The 18102-nt window shown below is 34.2% G+C and carries 21 protein-coding genes; 12 read left to right on the top strand and 9 right to left on the bottom strand.

The features are described from left to right. Positions 1-160 precede the first annotated feature (160 nt). The 9 genes from LA754_RS06610 to LA754_RS06570 all read left to right on the top strand — a co-directional run bounded on the left by LA754_RS06610 (position 161) and on the right by LA754_RS06570 (position 6008). Positions 161-457, top strand: coding sequence for a helix-turn-helix domain-containing protein (locus LA754_RS06610; RefSeq protein ID WP_077190604.1), 297 nt, complete (start codon positions 161-163; stop codon positions 455-457). Positions 458-517: 60 nt separating this feature from the next. After that, positions 518-925, top strand: coding sequence for a DNA-directed RNA polymerase subunit omega (gene rpoZ / locus LA754_RS06605; RefSeq protein ID WP_007548528.1), 408 nt, complete (start codon positions 518-520; stop codon positions 923-925). Between the two features lie 28 nt (positions 926-953). Beyond that, positions 954-1199 (top strand): monovalent cation/H+ antiporter complex subunit F, encoded by a 246-nt coding sequence (locus LA754_RS06600; protein ID WP_006279702.1) that lies wholly within the window; start codon positions 954-956, stop codon positions 1197-1199. Positions 1200-1205: 6 nt separating this feature from the next. Further along, complete coding sequence (gene mnhG / locus LA754_RS06595; protein ID WP_006279703.1) at positions 1206-1493, top strand: monovalent cation/H(+) antiporter subunit G; 288 nt, start codon at positions 1206-1208, stop codon at positions 1491-1493. Between the two features lies 1 nt (position 1494). Then, the gene (locus LA754_RS06590; protein ID WP_006279704.1) at positions 1495-2022 is read left to right on the top strand and encodes a DUF4040 domain-containing protein; all 528 of its coding nucleotides are present in this window, start codon (positions 1495-1497) and stop codon (positions 2020-2022) included. After that, positions 2015-2434 carry a Na(+)/H(+) antiporter subunit B gene (locus tag LA754_RS06585; RefSeq protein WP_006279705.1) on the top strand — a complete coding sequence of 140 codons (420 nt, stop codon included), beginning with the start codon at positions 2015-2017 and terminating at the stop codon, positions 2432-2434. Before LA754_RS06590 ends, LA754_RS06585 begins: the two co-directional genes overlap by 8 nt. Next, positions 2431-2742, top strand: a complete 312-nt coding sequence (locus LA754_RS06580; protein ID WP_006279706.1) for a cation:proton antiporter subunit C — start codon at positions 2431-2433, stop codon at positions 2740-2742. The genes LA754_RS06585 and LA754_RS06580 overlap by 4 nt, the downstream gene beginning before the upstream one ends. A gap of 138 nt (positions 2743-2880) precedes the next feature. Further along, the gene (rpoD, locus tag LA754_RS06575; RefSeq protein WP_049973616.1) at positions 2881-4887 is read left to right on the top strand and encodes an RNA polymerase sigma factor RpoD; all 2007 of its coding nucleotides are present in this window, start codon (positions 2881-2883) and stop codon (positions 4885-4887) included. 140 nt (positions 4888-5027) lie between these two features. Beyond that, on the top strand, positions 5028-6008 hold the full coding sequence (locus LA754_RS06570) for an SGNH/GDSL hydrolase family protein (protein ID WP_006279708.1): 981 nt from the start codon (positions 5028-5030) through the stop codon (positions 6006-6008). Between the two features lie 175 nt (positions 6009-6183). On the opposite strand, the gene LA754_RS06565 is transcribed toward LA754_RS06570, so the two are convergent. The 4 genes from LA754_RS06565 to carB all read right to left on the bottom strand — a co-directional run bounded on the left by LA754_RS06565 (position 6184) and on the right by carB (position 10515). Further along, positions 6184-6561, bottom strand: coding sequence for a hypothetical protein (locus LA754_RS06565; RefSeq protein ID WP_077188453.1), 378 nt, complete (start codon positions 6559-6561; stop codon positions 6184-6186). Then, complete coding sequence (locus LA754_RS06560) at positions 6558-6764, bottom strand: hypothetical protein (RefSeq protein WP_077188452.1); 207 nt, start codon at positions 6762-6764, stop codon at positions 6558-6560. The genes LA754_RS06565 and LA754_RS06560 overlap by 4 nt, the downstream gene beginning before the upstream one ends. Further along, positions 6761-6976 carry a hypothetical protein gene (locus tag LA754_RS06555; protein WP_006279709.1) on the bottom strand — a complete coding sequence of 72 codons (216 nt, stop codon included), beginning with the start codon at positions 6974-6976 and terminating at the stop codon, positions 6761-6763. The genes LA754_RS06560 and LA754_RS06555 overlap by 4 nt, the downstream gene beginning before the upstream one ends. 164 nt (positions 6977-7140) lie before the next feature. Continuing rightward, entirely contained in the window at positions 7141-10515 is a 3375-nt protein-coding gene (carB, locus tag LA754_RS06550; protein WP_006279710.1) for a carbamoyl-phosphate synthase large subunit, read from the bottom strand. Between the two features lie 171 nt (positions 10516-10686). Between carB and LA754_RS06545 the strand changes: the two genes are divergently transcribed. Then, complete coding sequence (locus LA754_RS06545; protein WP_186799898.1) at positions 10687-10827, top strand: hypothetical protein; 141 nt, start codon at positions 10687-10689, stop codon at positions 10825-10827. 124 nt (positions 10828-10951) lie between these two features. On the opposite strand, the gene LA754_RS06540 is transcribed toward LA754_RS06545, so the two are convergent. Beyond that, positions 10952-11707 carry an SDR family oxidoreductase gene (locus tag LA754_RS06540; RefSeq protein ID WP_006279711.1) on the bottom strand — a complete coding sequence of 252 codons (756 nt, stop codon included), beginning with the start codon at positions 11705-11707 and terminating at the stop codon, positions 10952-10954. Further along, positions 11694-12509, bottom strand: a complete 816-nt coding sequence (locus LA754_RS06535) for a YihY/virulence factor BrkB family protein (RefSeq protein WP_006279712.1) — start codon at positions 12507-12509, stop codon at positions 11694-11696. Before LA754_RS06535 ends, LA754_RS06540 begins: the two co-directional genes overlap by 14 nt. A gap of 135 nt (positions 12510-12644) precedes the next feature. Here LA754_RS06535 and LA754_RS06530 point away from each other — a divergent pair, with 135 nt between their 5' ends. Further along, on the top strand, positions 12645-12974 hold the full coding sequence (locus LA754_RS06530) for a TrbC/VirB2 family protein (protein ID WP_006279713.1): 330 nt from the start codon (positions 12645-12647) through the stop codon (positions 12972-12974). 693 nt (positions 12975-13667) lie between these two features. Here the strand turns inward: LA754_RS06530 and recF are convergent. The 3 genes from recF to LA754_RS06515 all read right to left on the bottom strand — a co-directional run bounded on the left by recF (position 13668) and on the right by LA754_RS06515 (position 16857). After that, entirely contained in the window at positions 13668-14765 is a 1098-nt protein-coding gene (gene recF, locus LA754_RS06525) for a DNA replication/repair protein RecF (protein WP_006279714.1), read from the bottom strand. A 16-nt stretch (positions 14766-14781) separates the two neighbouring features. Further along, the gene (bcp, locus tag LA754_RS06520; protein WP_006279715.1) at positions 14782-15249 is read right to left on the bottom strand and encodes a thioredoxin-dependent thiol peroxidase; all 468 of its coding nucleotides are present in this window, start codon (positions 15247-15249) and stop codon (positions 14782-14784) included. Positions 15250-15438: 189 nt separating this feature from the next. Continuing rightward, positions 15439-16857 carry a sensor histidine kinase gene (locus LA754_RS06515; RefSeq protein WP_006279716.1) on the bottom strand — a complete coding sequence of 473 codons (1419 nt, stop codon included), beginning with the start codon at positions 16855-16857 and terminating at the stop codon, positions 15439-15441. A 66-nt stretch (positions 16858-16923) separates the two neighbouring features. Here LA754_RS06515 and LA754_RS06510 point away from each other — a divergent pair, with 66 nt between their 5' ends. Beyond that, on the top strand, positions 16924-18099 hold the full coding sequence (locus tag LA754_RS06510) for an aspartate aminotransferase family protein (RefSeq protein WP_006279717.1): 1176 nt from the start codon (positions 16924-16926) through the stop codon (positions 18097-18099). The last annotated feature ends 3 nt before the right edge of the window (positions 18100-18102 follow it).

Below are 18102 nucleotides of genomic sequence, written 5' to 3'. Positions count from 1 at the left end.
TACTAGAAATTTGATAAAAATATTAATATATAATCAACTTAAAGTTTTAAATATTGATATCATATAATTATTGACAAGTTACATGATATTAATATCTTGGTATATTAAATATTATGTTATAATATTTAATAAAGTTAATTGATATGTGAGTGTAAGAATTATGGAAATAATATCGTTAAATAACTTAGACAGTGCAGGAATAAAAACAAAGTTGCTTTATATAATAAATAAAGTTATAGAAAAAAATGCTTGGACTCAGGCTTTTGCAGCTGAGAAACTTGGTATTGATCAGCCAAAGGTATCGCAAATTAAAAATGGTAAAATAGATGGTTTTTCTTTAGAGCGATTGTTAGGATTTCTAAAAAAACTTGATCATGAGATAACAATCACGATGACAGAAAGCCAAGAAATAAAATCTGAGGCAGAAAAAGTAAAACATGAAGTTGAATCGCAATAGATACAAAGTTGACAACTTGTTTTTTGTGATATAGTATGAAACTTATTAAGGTAGTATCTTATGGCTGAGTCTATTGTAGAAAAGTGTATAGAACGGGTAAGTAACCGTTTCAAATTGGTTCTGTTGGCAAGTCAAAGAACACATGATTTAAATACAGGGGCAAGTAATCCAATTCAAGCAGCTAAGTTTAAAGGTCATAAAAATACCATAGTTTCCTTACATGAAATAGCAGGAAAACAGGTGGATACTCATGAGCTGTTTAGCCTTTTGGTAGGTAGATGCAAGGAATACATGAAAGGAAATATGAATAATGTTTACAGCAGTAATACAAGTAAGCTAGCGAATTTATTAAATTTTTCTGATAACACAGACCTTGATGCAAGTCAAGAAAGCCAAGATTATGAAGTGGATGGTGAAATAGATGATGAAATAAATGATCAAGATGGCGATGAAGAAGTATCCGTTTAGAAATCTACTGAAGTTACATAGTCTTTAAATGATTTGCATTGCTATCTATACACTGTTGTTCTGTATGAGTGTAATGTTGTGTTGCATAGTGTCTAAGTCAAATGATGTGTACAATAAGGTTTTAGCGTTCAATAATTTCTCAACGCAAGTAGTTGTACTTATAACAGCAATATCAATCATTCTGAATAATTTTTTTTTAATTGATATAGCATTGTTGTATGCTAGCGTTAGCTTTATATCAACTATGGCACTAATGAGATTAATGTTGTTTTGATAATTTATGATAGGATCCATTTTCATATTTTTAGGTATTTGTTTGATAATTATTTCAAATATAGGGGTGATCAGATTTCCTGATTTCTATACTAGGTTACATGCAGCAGGTATTACAGATTCTAGCGGTGCAACGTTATTGTTAATTGGTTTTGCTTTGCAGAATGGATTTTCAATCAATACTGTTAAAATAGTATTATTAATTTTTATAATATGGGTAGCTAACTCAACTAATAGCTATATTTTAGCGCGCACTCATTATAAAGTTAAGAAAAAAACTGTTAAAGAAGGCTAAGGTGTTAGAAATATTAAATGTAGTGTTACTTTTGTTGTTACTAACAGTTACGGTTTTTATAGTTTTCTCGCGACATTTAGTCGTAAGTGCTGTTCTAATGTGTGTATTTAGTTCACTGATTGCGCTTATACACTTAATTATGAATGCACCTGATGTTGCAATTACTGAAGCTTCTGTTGGTGCGGGGCTCAGTACAGTTTTTACGTTTGCAGCACTCTCCTTGATAAAGAATCATAAAGTAAATCTATCTCATAACCCTATAACGCTTTTTTTTATGTTATTTCTGGCTGTATGTTTGTCATATTTTATGATTCAATTGCCAGATTTTGGCAGCCACAATGCTCCGATCCACTTGCATGTTGCTCCTTATTATGTGGAAAATACCGAAAAAGCTACCGGTATTCCTAATATAGTGACAGCTATTTTGGCAAGCTTTCGTGGTTATGACACGTTTGGAGAAACTATAGTAGTTTTTACTGCTGCGCTTTGTATAACGTTGATATTAAAAGAAGAAAAAGAAAATGATTAAAGATCCGATATTAAATGCAGTAACATTTTTGATGATACCTTTTATCATTTTATTTGGTTTATACATACAATTTCACGGTGATTACACTCCGGGTGGAGGTTTTCAAGCAGGAATAATTATTGCCTCCGGGATAATATTATATTCAATGCTATTTGGTGTATCTACAACTCTAAAAGCAATACCTTATTCTGTGATTAGATTGACTAACGTGTTAGGTATTTTAATTTATGGAGGAACGGGCGTTGCAACAACTTTACTTGGCCAAAATTTTTTATCTTATGATATCTTGTTAACCAATAATAGAACCGGTCAAAAATTAGGTATTTTTTTGGTGGAATTAGGTGTAGCATTTACTGTCTGCTCCTCTATGTTAATTATATATATAAATTTTGCTCGTAGGAAAAAACAATGACTTTATATAATTATACGATTATTATTGTATTAATGGTGCTAGGTTTATATATTATTATAAACGATAAAAATTTAATCAAGAAAATGATAGGGGTAAGCGTCTTCCAAGCATCTGTTTTGTTATTTTACATATCTCTAGGATATATAAAAAGTTCCTTGCCTCCTATATTGGTTTCAAATTTTTATTCATATAGCAATCCTATACCCCATGTTTTAATGCTTACTGCTATAGTGGTTGGAATTGCAACATTTTCAGTTGGATTATCCATAGCAGTAAAAATGGAAGAAAAGTATGGAACAATCGATTAAGACAAGTGTACATAAATTAACAGTATCTTAAACTATATGAAGTAACAAATAGCCACAAGTTAAAAGTAAAATTATAGACTTGCTCGTTGTAAGTTTGTTTGTTAATAAGAAATAAAGTTATAAACTATAAAGGTAATGATGTCAACTATTAATGATGCAGAAGATAAGAAAAAAATTATCAAAGATCTGGTAACTAAGAGTATAAAAAAGGGTGGTTTTATCACCTTTGATGATATAAATGATAAATTATCAGATGAAAATTTTTCGTCTGACTTTATAGATGATGCTATATCTTTATTGCAGGATTCCGGAATTAATGTGCTTGAAAGTATCGAAGATGAAGAAGATATTCCTTCCAACAGTGATGATAGTAAACTTGATGATGATGACACATCGCCAAATGTTACTGCAACTTTAGTACAAAATGATGATCCAGTGAGGATTTATTTACAAGACATGAGCTCCGTAAAGCTTTTATCAAGGGCAGATGAAATCGAGATAGCAAAAAAAATTGAATCTGAAAAGCATAACATGTTACGTGCAATAATTGAAACATCAGTAACATTAAAGGTGATAAAAGTATGGCGTGATGATTTAAGTAATGGAGCTCTCTTACTGAGAGAAATTATAGATCTGGATGCAATTTATAACTCTGATTTTAATGTGGTACCCAAAGAAGAAAGTGAAGAGAGTGAAGAAAGTGCTGAAGATGTTGAGGATTCTGAGGATGTTTCTGAAGATGCTGAGTACTGTAGTGATGATGAGAAAGATAGTAAAAAAAGTGATGATGAGAAAGATAGTAAAAAAAGTGATGATGAGAAAGATAGTAAAAAAAGTGATGATGAGAAAGACGGTAATAATGAAGATATAAGTTCAGTCAATTTAAATGTTTCTATTCTTGAAATGGAAAGTGACTTATTGCCAAAGGTCATAGTTGCATTGGATGAGATAATTACTTTAACAAATGAAGCGTTGATATTAAGAAAAAATTCTAAAAATTTCTCTAATGAGCTAGAAAATTTGTATAATCAAATATGGTCTATAGCATTACAAATTAAGTTAAGTGATGCTGCTGTTGCCAGAATTACACAAGAACTTTATAAGATAAATAGATCCATTACGCTTGAAGAGGCTAATCTTATTGCTGAGGCTAGAAAATACGATATCGATAGAGAAAGTTTCTATAAAGTTTATGATGACGTGCTTTTAAAGCACGAATTGAAAAAGATAAGTCTTTTAAAGATCAATGAAAATCAGTCCTCTTTTACAGGTGAATTAAAAAACAAATTTTTAAGGTTTATAGACGATAACTCTGAACATATAGCTAGTACCTTGAACGGTATTAAGCAGCATATACAGGAAGATAACGTACAAGAATTTAAGGAGCTAATCAAGAGAATACAAAAACACGAACGAGAAGTCTCTGAAGCAAAGCAAGAAATGATTAAGGCTAACTTAAGGCTAGTAGTTTCCATTGCTAAGAAGTATTCAAAAAGAGGCCTTGATCTGCTTGATTTGATACAAGAAGGCAATATTGGTCTTATGAAGGCCGTGGATAAGTTTGATTACAAACGTGGATATAAATTTTCAACTTATGGCACTTGGTGGGTAAGACAATCAATCACTAGAGCAATACCTGAGCAGTCTAAAGTAGTTAGAATACCAGTTCATATGGTGGAAATTATCAGTAAAATCAACAGAGCATTAAGAAAGATGACTCATGAGATGGGAAGAGAGCCGACGTTAGAGGAGTTGAGTGTAGAACTGACAATGCCACTGGAAAGAATACGCAAAGTTATGAAAATAGCAAGGGATCCAGTAAGTCTTGAAGCTCCAACAGGAAAAGATGATAGTAGTACCTTTGGTGATTGTATAGAAGACAAGCGAGTCTCCAGGCCAGAGGATGCTGCAATACTTGCTGACTTGCGTGGCATTACAACCAATGTTCTTGCAACTTTAACACCAAAGGAAGAAAGAATTTTAAGAATGCGTTTTGGCCTTGGTAAAGATGGGAAGGAACATACCTTAGAAGAAGTAGGAAAAATTTTTAATGTAACACGTGAGAGAATTAGGCAAATAGAGGCAAAAGCACTGCGCAAGTTGAAACATCCAAGCCGTGCTAGAAAACTTAGAGGGTTCTTTTAAGTATACGTGTCAAGTTAAGAAAAAGCTGATTTTGCCCGGAAAAAGTGGAGAGCAAGTTAGGCCAAAGTTGTATAATTTCACCGCTATTTTTCTTTTTCTATGAATCTAATGAAACAACATGCTAATCTACGGTAAATATTATGACAAACAAAAATGACAATTCTAATTCAAAGTATAGAAATTTTTATGTTCTGGGTGATAGCTTATCCGATAATGGCGCAATCATTGGAATTTTAAATAATTTATCCTTTGCAAAAAGCGTAAAATTTGATGATCCTTTTTATCAAGGAAGATCTTTTAGCAATGGCCCTACTGCTGTTGAATATATAGCAAAATATTTAGATTTAGATGAATTTAAACCTGGGTGGAGTTATTCATTTTTTGGGAGATGCCACGAACAGCAAGGTCAGAATTACGCAGTTTCATATGCAACAGCATCTGAAATTTTTGACCCTATTTTTTCTTATTTCTTCAATAAATTTCGTTTAGCTAACCAGCTAGATGCGGTAATTAAACATCATCCAGATATAGGTAAAGAAGATTTATTTTGCATCATAATCGGCGGAAATGATGTTATGGTTGCCACTGCTTATGACGATACTAAAGCGGAAGAAGTGTTGGAACAAGCAGTGAGTGAAATATGTAATGCACTTAAGGTTCTAAATGAACATGGTGTTAAGCATGTAGTTGTTGCAAATGCACCTGAAGTTGGCTCAATACCAGCTTTTAATAGAGATGAAGAAGCAAGGGAACTAGCTACAAAGCTCACGGAGAGTTTCAATGCAAAACTGGCTAAAGGCTTAGATTATATGAAGAAAAGTACAAATCTTGAAATAAAAGCATTTGATCTTAACTCTAAAATGAGAAGTATGTTTAGCGAATACAAGAGCAAAGGTTTAAATTGTCAAGATGCATGCACATCGAACATTGCAGACCAAGTTGGGAGATTTAAAGAAAATATAAAAATACTCTTAAAGTTGATATTTAAAGGGGAACTTGACGTTCACTATAACCCTGGGTGTAGCAAAGAAACACTAAAGGATTATTTCTTTTTTGATTATTTCTATCCAACTGCGGAACTTCATCATGAAGTTGGTAATGAAGTGTATGAGTTGATTTGACACAGTTTTTTTGAACATATCCTTTTAAATAGTAACCAGACTGCATTCTGTGATTTTTAGCAAAACACGATCTTTCATTTGAGCTTTCTTCAATTTAAAATAAATACAGAAAATTGCTGCCTATAGCTAAACTGACTTAGATTTACCGACAATTTGAAAAACCGTCATCCCGCTACTATATAGTTATTGATATATATTTTCTTTTAAGCTCTTGGTTTTGATCGATAAATGTAATCATTTCATCTTCTAAAGTTTTAATTTGATTACGTAAAATTGCAAGAAGTTCCTCTATTTGTTTGATTATAGATGTATCAGTTACCTGTTGGATTTGGGTTTTTTGTATTTTTGCTATTTCTACAAGTTGGTTTCTACGAGATAATTTTTGTTTCAAGCAATCAATATTACCATTACTAACTGTTAAAGGAGTAACACGCATATCTGTATTATTAATATAACGTGAGATGATACTGCAGTCTGTTTTATCAGTTTTTGTAGTAATACCAAGGCTTTTAGCATAGTCTCTCCCACCTTGGTTGAATGACGTACACCTCATAAAGTATAGGCACATAATTTTTCGTATCCACCAGTTGCCTCAAGACCAATTTTGGTTACATTATGCAAACGTAAAAAGTCCAGCATTTCATCAATGGATTGTACATTGTTTTCAAATATTTTATAATGCTCAAGTGGGTGAATGTGGAGATCTAATTTACTTTTGCTAACATCAATGCCAGCAATAATGTTTGATGAATTCATAATTCCTCCGTAATAATAACATATACTGCATTTTCCAGCCTTATATACGAGCCTAAAAGCTCAATCAGTTGTTCGGAACTTTCAGTATAATAAACCAGAGAAGAGAACCTTGCTGAACAACGATTCTTATAATCAAGGGGCGTGACGGTTCCTCTTCTCTGTGTGTCTTTAATATCACTACTTTGATATTTATAAAGACTTGTTCTTAACATATAAGGGAAGTGTCCTCTAGGTAAGATTGTGGAGTATTCGTTGTAGCATTTGGCTGTTCAATTACGCTAGTTGATTCTTTAGGTATACTATTTCCTTCAAAATTTCCATCTTTTTATTATGTTCTCTTTAGCATTTTGAGAGTGAATTATTCTAGTTTTGATATTTAACCGTTTTGTATCTGCTGTAATGATTTCACTTCCAATTTGCTATTCTTTACATATTGAATTGCAAGCACTAACGCTTTACTCCCAGAAGCTGTGGTACTGTAAGCTATATTTTGCAAAATAGCAGTTCTCCTGATATCTTTGCTATCTGAAACTGATTTCACACCTTTTGAGGTATTGATCACTAGATTTATTTTTCCATCTTTGAGCATATCAACTATGTGGGGTCTGCCTTCTCTCACTTTATTTACAGTTTGTGCAGCAATGCCATTATTATTCAGATAAGAAGCTGTACCTTTGGTTGCATATATTTCAAAACTCAGTTCTTTCAACATTCGTACAACAGGCAATATATACTCTTTATCATCATCTTTTACTGAAACCAGAGCTGTTCCTTCTGTTGGTAACTTGTATCCTGCAGCCATGTGCGTTTTTGCAAGTGCAGCTTCAAATGATGAGTCAATTCCCATCACTTCTCCTGTTGATTTCATTTCAGGACCAAGTAGAGTATCAATTCCCGAAAAACGCGTGAATGGAAAAACAGCAGCTTTAACTGCAAAATGATTGAAAGGCTTGTTTTCCTGATTCAATTTTTTACCCAAAATAACCTGAGTGGCAAGCTTTGCAATAGGAATATTGATTACCTTGGAAATAAAAGGAACTGTGCGACTAGCCCTTAAATTCACTTCAAGTATGTATACATCACTAGACCTCTTGCATAACTCGATTTCTGAAGGCAATTTTGTCGTCAAAGCTTGTCTGCGCTCCTCAAATACATTCGAGTATTCTGTGGTGCTCATCTGCACTTTTCCTAAAGATTTCTCATCACAAACAGGTTCTGCAAGAGGTCTATTCTCTTGAACAGCAAACTGAATGTTTATCAGACCTTTCACTTTTAATGCTAATGCTATTCTCTCAGTTTGGAGCTCGATCTCTTTTATTACTTCGTCACTCAATGTATTTGTCGGTATTGAGCATGTTGAATCGCCAGAATGAATACCAGCTTCTTCAATGTGCTCCATGACCGCTGCAATGAAAACTTTTTCCCCATCACATACAGCATCAACGTCAACCTCAACTGCATTGACTAAAAATTTATCAAGAAGCAGCGAACCATGCTCAAAGATTTTAGTTTGATCTAAGACGTACTCTTTAAAGCTCTGAGTATCGTGTCTAATCGACATGGATTGACCACCGAGGACATATGATGGCCTGACTACTAGTGGAAACCCCACCTTTTCTGCATTGGTTAACGCTTCTTCTACTGAATGGCAGATAGAACTTTCAGGTTGTTTTAAATTAAGTTGCAAAGCAAGATTTTTAAACCTCATGCGATCTTCTGCAAGGTCAATAGAATCAAACGAAGTTCCCAGAATTTTGAAACCTCTCTCGTTAAGCACTTTGGCTAACTTTAAAGGTGTTTGACCACCTATTTGAACTATTACACCAACCAGTGTGCCATTTTCTTGCTCTTTGCTTAGTATTTCAAGCACATCCTCTGCAATCAGTGGGGCAAAATATAAACGATCAGCGGTATCGTAGTCAGTTGAAACAGTTTCTGGATTACAGTTGATCATTATTGTTTCATACCCCATTTCTTTGGCGGCAGAAGCTGCATGTACGCATGCATAATCAAATTCAATACCTTGACCAATGCGGTTTGGACCACTTCCTAAAATGACAACCTTTTTTCGGTCAGAAATGTCCGCTTCGCATTCTGTCCTATTTGTAATGTTTCCCTCATAACAGCCATACATATAAGCAGTGCTCGATTCAAATTCAGCTGCACAGGTGTCTACACGCTTATAAACTTGTTTGATGCCAAATTTTTTTCTTGTTTCTTCGATTTGCTCTACTTTCTTATTGCTTAATTTCGCCAATCTTGCATCTGAAAATCCCATTTTTTTCAGCTCTAACATTTCATATGCAGTTCCAGGGAGGCCGTTTTCCTTGATTTTTTGTTCAGCCAAGATGATTTGCTGTATATTCTGCAAAAACCATAAGTCATAACCTGTAATTGAATTTATTTCTTCTATGCTAATTCCGTGGCGCATTGCGTCAGCAGCAATCAGTAATCTGTTTGGTAGCAATTTTGCTAATTGAGATTTTACGTGATCAATATCAATGTTCTCAGGAAACACTTCATCAAGTCCTGTAAGATCAGTTTCAAGTGAACGAAAAGCTTTCTGCAGTGACTCATTAAAAGTGCGGCCTATAGACATTACTTCTCCCACTGATTTCATGGAGGTTGATAGTTCACAATTCGTTCCTTTAAATTTCTCAAACTCAAATCGAGGAATTTTAGTGACGATATAATCAATCACTGGTTCGAATGCTGCTGGTATTATTGGAGCACAGTCGTTACGTATTTCGTCGAGCGAATAGCCAATAGCAAGTTTAGTTACAACTTTTGCAATAGGATAGCCTGTTGCTTTCGAAGCAAGTGCAGAAGAGCGAGAAACCCTTGGATTCATCTCAATCACAACGAGGCTTCCATCTTCTTTAGGATTCACTGCAAATTGAACATTTGCACCACCGGCACTAACATCAATTTCTCTCAGCACTGCTATAGATGCATTTCTCATTTGTTGATATTCAGCATCACGCAGAGTCAAAGCAGGAGCAACCGTAATACTATCTCCGGTGTGCACTCCCATCGGATCAACATTTTCTATCGAACAGACTATTATGCAGTTATCTTTACAATCGCGGATAACTTCCATTTCATACTCTTTCCAGCCGATAATTGATTCATCTATCTGAACTTCATTTATTGGCGAAATTTTGAGAGCACTTTCTGCGATATTGAAAAACTCCTCTTTATTATATGCTATGCCACTACCTGCACCACCAAGAGTGAATGATGAACGAATGATTGCTGGTAATCCAACGTAATCCAAAGCCTTTTTTATTTGTTCTTGATTTTTTATAATGATACTTTTGGGGTATTTCAGTCCTATTTTATCCATGGATTGGCGGAATAACTCTCTATCCTCTGCTTTTTTTATTGCTTCTCTATTTACCCCCATTAATTCTACGTTGTATTTGTCTAACACTCCATCATCTGCAAGTTTTATTGCACAATTGAGCGCTGTTTGCCCACCCATTGTTGGCAATATTGCGTCTGGCCTCTCCTTAATTATAATTTTCTCTATGATTTCAGGCAGTACCGGCTCAATATACGTCGCATCAGAAAACTCAGGATCTGTCATTATAGTTGCGGGGTTGGAGTTAACCAAAATGACTTTATAACCTTCGCTTTTTAATACTTTACAGCTTTGCGTTCCGGAATAATCAAACTCGCATGCCTGACCTATAACTATTGGGCCTGCTCCTATTACTAATATAGATTCTATATCTGTGCGTTTCGGCATAATTACAATAACGGTCTCTATTCAAGTAATGTTACCAATCTTTCCTGTATATGTGAATTTTTATTAAACCTATTAGCTAATTACTTTTAGGCTTGACGCATAACTGTACGAACATTGCAATTTGCGTGGCAGATTCCAGTGCTTGACACACAGCTGTACAAACATTCATTTTTGAAGGTAAATTGCACAGCAAATGATGTCATTCAAGTAGCTGACACTGGTTCCTTTATGACGGCAGTGCCCAGAGGTGTCATCCCAGTCTGGGATCCAGAAAACTTAACTTTAAATAAGTGGCTGCATAATAAAGACTAGATTCCAGACTGGAATGACACCATAGAGGCACTGGGATGACATCCTTCCTAGTGGAGATTACTCTCAAATCACAATGTTCATACAGTTGTGGGCTTAACGGTATCTTTGCAGATACTATGGTAATTTATTCGGGAGATTTGCTGAGCGGTAAGATTTTTCCTGATATGCTGCAGTCTTCAGAAGCTAATTCCACAAATTTATCTGTTAGTTTATCAGGTGACACCAATTCAGATCCAGGAAATGCCTGCTCACTACCCACAGGTCCTTCCGTGTATACAGCATTTACACATAATTTTGTATGTTTTGTCTCAGATGCATATATCTGCACCATTATTTCTAGTGCAACTTTACTTGCAGCATACGGCATCCAATATGGATAAGAGGAAGGAGAAAGTGTCACTTCTGAGGTCATGAATATCGCTCTTCCAGCATTAGACTTTTTTAGCATTGGATCTAAGTTTTTTAGTAAGTACCAATTGGCAGTAAAATTTGTATTCATTACGTTCTGTAGCTCTTCAATCTCACAGTCATGAATGGGGTTCAGTTTGCCTAAAATTCCAGCACACGCAACTAATATATCAAGTGCTCCAGATTCTGATAATTTCAGGCTTTCTATCATGTTTGTCAGTATCTTTACATTCTCAAAGTCTAGAAGATCAAGCTGAATTAGTTTCACAGAGCCTTCTTTAAATTCTTCAAGCTCTTCAATTTCATTATATAGTGGCTTGAGATTATCAAGAGATCTTGAAATCAGAATCACACATGCACCTTCTCTTATAAACCTTTTTGCAACAGCAGAGCCTATTCCACCTGAAGCTCCGGTGATTAAAGCTACTTTACCTTCTAACTTACCCATTTCTTTCTCCTTAGCGAGATCCATTGAAATATTTTAGCTGAAAATTGAATTTTGCTCCATATATAAAAATCAAACTTAGCATATAAAAAAATAGTAATGACACTACCACACCACCTAAACTTCCATATATCAAATCCAGTTGGTCAAAGGAAGCTTTTAAGTATTGCTTAAAAGCTGAAGCAGAAATCGTCCAAAGAATAACAGCTACACAAGATCCAGGAAATACGTCTGATAAATTTTGTTTTATGTTTGGTAACATAAAATATAGCCAAGAGACTACTGTGAAAAGTACAAATTCAATAAGTAAATACCTAGTATAACTTAGCCCCTGATAGGAAAAATCAATTAGCATTGGTACTAGTGTAGAAAACACTATAGTTAGAGTTATAATAAGCGTGATTACTAAAAATTGTAATATACTTAGTACTCTTCTTAATATATAAGGCGGCGAAACCGGAACTTTATAGGCCTTATTGAGTATTGTTCTAAGCCCTTCAATTGTCGATGAAGCGGTCCAAACAGCACCTACAATTGCTAAAGTTAGTAAGCTTTGCGGCGGGCCTGATATTATCTCCCTAATACGCGGCATCAAAGATGATAAAATATCCTGTGGCATGTTATCAATGATAAATACCCAGCCAATGTTGTACTGGTCTAAAAAATTTGCGAATGTTGACGCCACAGCCATTAAAACGATGAGAAAAGGAAATATTGATAACAGAATTAAAAATGATAAATACCCTGCATGCTCCACTCCATCATTATGAATTGTGTCAATCAAAGCACGATAAAGGCAATAAACGATGCTGTAAAATTTCTGTAGCACTGTAATATAAACGAACCAAGAAAAGTATTCTAAATGAAATAAAGGATACTTTTAAGCAAAAAATCCTCACCATTTACTTAAACTTAATCAATGTGATAGATAATCAAATATGAAACAGAAATTATCGGAGGCATAATGAAAAATTTTCTTCTACTTGTAGCTTTAATTCTCTCCTTTGCGTTTGATGCAGGTGCTCCTCCTACAAGTACTACTTTTGTTGATACAAATGATACAACATCATCGGTGATATGCAAGATAATAGGCTATACTCATGGCATAGGTGGACCAATGATCACAATAGTGATAATTGGTGCAGCGTTGCTTGCAATATTCGGCAGAATGCCGTGGCCAGCGCTTTTTGCACTCGGTGCATTCACTGCTGTGTTTTTTGGCGCTCCTGTAGTCGTTTCAAAAATAACACCAGGAAGTGTGATTTGTAAAGACGGTGCAGTAGCAAATAAGTAATAGAAATTGTTGGAGGCACAAACGTAGTTTTCTTTACTTGAAAGTGGTAAGTTTTACCACTTTCAGTGTCTATGACTACCTAATAAATTCTCTTTCTGTAATCATATCAGTTAAAGTCTGGATTCCAGCGCCACGCGCTAGAATGACAAGGCTTATCGTCATGCCGCCGCATACCGTCATACCGCGATTCATTCGCGGTATCTCATCAGCTAACAAGCAGCAGGATGACGGTTGTCGTTTAGCTATAAATGTTTAAGAAATTTACCAAATGAAAAAAAAGGCAAAAGAAGCCCCATGGTGGTTGGCTATTTACTATGTACTAAAATATCGGCGTTTTTTTATTCTAAAACGCTTGATTAAGAGCGATTTAGCTGCTTTTAACTTGCAACTAACCTACACCGCAAGTGTTTAAGAAATTTACTAAGCAGGAAAAAAGGCAAAGAAACCCCGTAGTAGCTAGCATTCAAATTCTCCCTTGTCAATTTGACGTTTTTTGCTGTCTTAAACGCTTTGTAAGCGCGTTTCGGCTTATATAGGTAAAAACCTAAAAATTTTTAAAGATATGCGATGCACGTAGTGCGAAAAATTAAACACGAGACGCCAAATACCCTAAGTTTTTTGTCATTAACCTGCACAGATTGCGAAGATAAATAAATAGCTTCAGTTTCATGATAAGAGGGCTGGCGGAGTTTGTCAAGTAGGTTTTGCATTTAATTCATTTGATAATTCAAAAAACTTGAAAGAATAAAGATAGCTATTGAAATTATCTTGATTTACATCAGTTATCCAAGTTTGACATTGAATACTTAACACTTCCTCCATTAACGCCTTTCTGTAATGTTTATCCAGATGAGACATTATATCATCAAGTAGAAGAAGTGGTGCCTTATTGTAATGAATACACCTTGCTTTTACACTGGATAAAATAATAGAAAGCAGTAATAACTTTTGTTCTCCAGTGGAGCACAGATTTATTGGTACGTTTCTTTTTTGACAAAAAACCCGAAAATTATCGTTATGCACACCAAAGGTTACTCTACCAGTCAATGAGTCTTTTTCTCTGTTTTCCTTTAGACGATTCTGAAAATATTCTGCAGTATCGTTCAAAGTTAGCTGGCTGCTGAATTTCAAACTTGCCTTCGGAAAAAGCTCACTGGAATGGTTATCAATTGTGTCTTGTAGTGTCTTTAAAACAGACGATCGCATACGTAAAATACTAACTGCATTAACGGCCATTATGTTTTCAAGACTAGAGAGCCAGTTTTTGTTCAAAATGTTCTTCCTCAATAGTTTACTTCGCTCATGTTTAGCTTTTCTATATTTCATGTAGCAGCAAGTGTAATTTTCCTCAAACAGTGAGACTATACGGTCTAAAAATTTTAATCTGTCACTTGGAGAATTAAGAAGAACATAGTCCATTTGTGGAATCAGCCATATTACATTGGATATCTTATACAAAGATGAATAACTCGATTGCGTTTTTCCATCAATTTGTATTAGTTTCTTATCAAAACTCTTTGCGATACCAATTGAATTAAAATCCATTCCATTAAAAAAATCATAGTGCACTATCCAATCTTCATTACTGAATCTATTTTGTATCTCACTGGCTTTTGCTTTTTTCATTCCATTGCTTTTAGCAAGCAACGAGATTGCTTCAAGTATATTAGTTTTACCAATACCGTTTTTGCCAGTTATTACAACTGAGCTATCATCTGAATCCAGTTCAAAGTTTGAGTGGCTACGAAAATTATGTAATTTCAGCTTTTTTATGTAGCAATGGGTAGCCATTAACCTATTCTTTAGTTTATATTCTCTTTACTTCTTCCAGAACCTCATCAACATGTCCACTAACTTTTACATTTTTCCAGATCTTCACTATTTTACCTTTTTTATCTATTAAAAAAGTAGTGCGTTCTATTCCCATATACTTTTTGCCAAACATACTTTTCTCTACCCAAACACCATATTTTCCCAACATTTCAGCATTCTCATCAGAAACTAAAGAAAACGGCAGAGAATATTTTGCTTTGAAGTTAGTGTGACATCTAACACTATCTTTTGATACACCAATTATCACTGTGTCAAGGAAAGAAAAATCATCTATTTTATCTCTAAAGCCTTTTGCCTCCATTGTACAACCCGGAGTATCGTCTTTAGGATAAAAATAAAGAACTACATTTTTTTTATCAAAAAATTCACTCAGTGATAAATTTTCACCAGAATCTGTTGGTAAGCTAAAATCGGGTGCATTATTTCCTACTGCTAATTCCATACCTTGCTCCATTAATAACACTTCTATCTATAGTAGTATATTGTAGTCAGAGTATCAAATTTTATATATAGCTAACAGATAAGATTCTTGATGGGGGCTTATTGATGAATTTCTGCCTACCTTCTCGGCTTGCCGCTTTTGATAAAGTGTGGTTTTCGTCTGATGTAAGGCCATATCAAATAGATCCTATTAAAAATCAATCGAATCTTCACATGTTTGTTCTTCATAAAAGAAGTTCAATGTTATCGTAGTACCAAGTTTTGCTTCACTTTTAATGTCAAAAGTTCCACCCATTAACTCTACTAATTTCTTGCTTAGCGGCAATCCGATGCCCGTACCTTCGTTTCTATACCCCGAATCTGCTTGGCCAAAAACAGACATAACTTTATATATGTCCTGCTGCATTATCCCTATTCCATTGTCATGAAACTCAATAGTTAATAAGTTTTTTTCTATATTTTCTTTTACCACCATTCTTATTAAACCACCCTTTGGGGTAAATTTGATTGAGTTTGATAATAAATTTATTATAACTTGTTTCATTCTCTTAGGATCTGCAATAACTAATAATTGCTTATTAGGTATCTCTTTTTTTAAATTAATCTCAGTTTCTCTTAATTTAGGTAATAGCATATTTATGCATGAATCCACTATTTTGTTCAGGTTAAACTTCACTTTTTCTACTGTTAAACTACTTGATTCAGCTTTAGAAAAATCGAGCACATCGTTAATTAAAGCAAGTAAATGCGTCCCTGCATTATATATATCGTCTGCATACTCCTTGTATTGAGAGTTATCCATTGAACCTAAAGTTTCATTTTTGATCAACTCTGCAAATCCAATAATAGCATTAAGAGGTGTGCGTAACTCATGTGTAACGCTTGCAAAAAACTTTAGCTTGTTTGCATTTTCTTGCTCTAATGCCTCTTTTATCTGCTGTAATTCAATGTTAGTTTTATGTTGCTTGGCCAGCATTTTGGTATTAGAAAAGTGCAAATAGAACATTATTAATATTAAAATTATTAATAATAAGCCTAAAAATAGGCCATATGCTATAACATAAGAATTATTGTAGCTTCGAAGAATCTTCAAAAAAAACGACGGTTTAGCGCTATTTTCATGGAATATAGGGAAAATAGAAGTTAATGTATTTCCTGTAGTATAAAATATTTCTTGGTTACTTAATAGTTTATCAATTTCATCGTTTGTAAGTAACTGTTCATAATCATAATCTTGAGTGTTAAAATTACTGAATATTATTCTGCCGTTTTGATCATACAGTATTAAGCTGAAATCCTTTACTTTGCTCACTGATTGTAATAATTCAGCACGTAGTTTTACTAGTTGGTTTATGTAGTCAAAATTTTTGTATTTAATGTGATGCTTTTCTATTAGTAAATAATGGTATTTTTTTATTATGCCATTTTCCAGTACGCTTTTTAAGTTTACACTTGAATCACGGTAAGAAGAAAGGAAATTACTCCTTAGTAAATAATTACAATATATCACACTGAATAAAATCATAAAAATTGATGAGAATAATGCGATAACTTTTGTGTATTTGTTTTTCCCCAGTGCAGAAAACATTAATTTACCTATCTTATACATATCCTTACTCATTGCGAAACAACGGCTTTTATGTTATTAATAATAAAATTTAGCATATAATATTTTATGACAATTTCTCCTATTTTGCCAGTTTATTCTCCTGTTAATATAAATTTTTCTCATGGCAAAGGTATCTACCTATATGATGTTGATGGTGAGCGCTACGTAGATTTTCACTCCGGAATAGCCGTTAGTAGCTTAGGTCACACTAATTCGCGATTAATTAGTGCTCTTAAATTGCAAGGAGAAAAATTATGGCATATATCAAATACCTATAATATACCTGCTGCCAATAATTTTGCAGAAAAATTAATAAACAATAGTTTCGCTGACACTGTATTTTTCTCAAATTCTGGATCAGAGGCAGTAGAATGTGGACTTAAGATTGCTAGGATCTATCAAAATGGAAAAGGCAATAAAAATCGTCACAGAATTTTAACATTTCATGGTGCATTTCATGGAAGAACCTTTTTAACTTGTGCTACAAACGATAAACAGAAATTTTCTGAATTACTAAATCCCTACATTGATTGGTGTGATAACATCGAGCCCAATATTGAGAGCGTAAAGAAAGCAATTTCAAGTGGTATAGGCATTATATTAATAGAACCAATACAAGGGCAAGGTGGTATCAAAGTAATGAATGAAGTCTTTATGAAAGAACTAAGAAGGCTGTGTGATGAAAATGACATATTGTTATTTTTTGATTGCGTACAATGCGGTGCTGGTAGGACAGGAAAATTATTCGCATACGAACATATAGGAGTGGAACCTGATATATGTGCTCTTGCAAAGGGAATAGGAGGGGGGTTTCCGCTGGGGGCTTGTCTTGCAACTGAAAAGGCTGCTAAATATATGGCAGTTGGTATGCACGGTTCCACTTTTGGTGGCAATCCGCTTGCAACCTCAGTAGGTAATGCTGTGCTCGAAGAATTGCTCAGCCCCGGCTTTTTGAAAAATGTTGAAATTAGAGGTAAATACTTAAAAAATAAACTAGAAGACTTAGCAAGTAAATTTCCAATAATAGAGGAAGTAAGAGGGAAAGGGTTAATGCTTGGAATAAAAGTGAAAGCAGACAATCAAAAGTTTGCAGAAGAGTTAAGTCATCGCGGCTTGCTTACTGTTGGGGTAACATCAGACAACGTTGTGAGAATTTTACCTCCACTCATTATCACTGAAAAAGAGATTGATGAAGGCATCGAGATTTTGACTCAATATTTATCTGAGAAATCTTCTGATTAGATA

The sequence above is a fragment of the Wolbachia endosymbiont of Muscidifurax uniraptor genome (assembly GCF_054149795.1).
The sequence above is the reverse complement of the archived record's forward strand: the minus strand, read 5'-3'. Positions and strand labels throughout refer to the sequence as shown.

Bases quoted from the DNA above. Each gene is read 5' to 3' on its own strand.
- LA754_RS06610 (WP_077190604.1), top strand. From the start codon at position 161: ATGGAAATAATATCGTTAAATAACTTAGACAGTGCAGGAATAAAAACA.
- rpoZ (WP_007548528.1), top strand. From the start codon at position 518: ATGGCTGAGTCTATTGTAGAAAAGTGTATAGAACGGGTAAGTAACCGT.
- LA754_RS06600 (WP_006279702.1), top strand. From the start codon at position 954: ATGATTTGCATTGCTATCTATACACTGTTGTTCTGTATGAGTGTAATG.
- mnhG (WP_006279703.1), top strand. From the start codon at position 1,206: ATGATAGGATCCATTTTCATATTTTTAGGTATTTGTTTGATAATTATT.
- LA754_RS06585 (WP_006279705.1), top strand. From the start codon at position 2,015: ATGATTAAAGATCCGATATTAAATGCAGTAACATTTTTGATGATACCT.
- LA754_RS06580 (WP_006279706.1), top strand. From the start codon at position 2,431: ATGACTTTATATAATTATACGATTATTATTGTATTAATGGTGCTAGGT.
- rpoD (WP_049973616.1), top strand. From the start codon at position 2,881: ATGTCAACTATTAATGATGCAGAAGATAAGAAAAAAATTATCAAAGAT.
- LA754_RS06570 (WP_006279708.1), top strand. From the start codon at position 5,028: ATGACAAACAAAAATGACAATTCTAATTCAAAGTATAGAAATTTTTAT.
- LA754_RS06565 (WP_077188453.1), bottom strand. From the start codon at position 6,561: ATGAGGTGTACGTCATTCAACCAAGGTGGGAGAGACTATGCTAAAAGC.
- LA754_RS06560 (WP_077188452.1), bottom strand. From the start codon at position 6,764: ATGAATTCATCAAACATTATTGCTGGCATTGATGTTAGCAAAAGTAAA.
- LA754_RS06555 (WP_006279709.1), bottom strand. From the start codon at position 6,976: ATGTTAAGAACAAGTCTTTATAAATATCAAAGTAGTGATATTAAAGAC.
- carB (WP_006279710.1), bottom strand. From the start codon at position 10,515: ATGCCGAAACGCACAGATATAGAATCTATATTAGTAATAGGAGCAGGC.
- LA754_RS06540 (WP_006279711.1), bottom strand. From the start codon at position 11,707: ATGGATCTCGCTAAGGAGAAAGAAATGGGTAAGTTAGAAGGTAAAGTA.
- LA754_RS06530 (WP_006279713.1), top strand. From the start codon at position 12,645: ATGAAAAATTTTCTTCTACTTGTAGCTTTAATTCTCTCCTTTGCGTTT.
- recF (WP_006279714.1), bottom strand. From the start codon at position 14,765: ATGGCTACCCATTGCTACATAAAAAAGCTGAAATTACATAATTTTCGT.
- bcp (WP_006279715.1), bottom strand. From the start codon at position 15,249: ATGGAATTAGCAGTAGGAAATAATGCACCCGATTTTAGCTTACCAACA.
- LA754_RS06515 (WP_006279716.1), bottom strand. From the start codon at position 16,857: ATGTATAAGATAGGTAAATTAATGTTTTCTGCACTGGGGAAAAACAAA.
- LA754_RS06510 (WP_006279717.1), top strand. From the start codon at position 16,924: ATGACAATTTCTCCTATTTTGCCAGTTTATTCTCCTGTTAATATAAAT.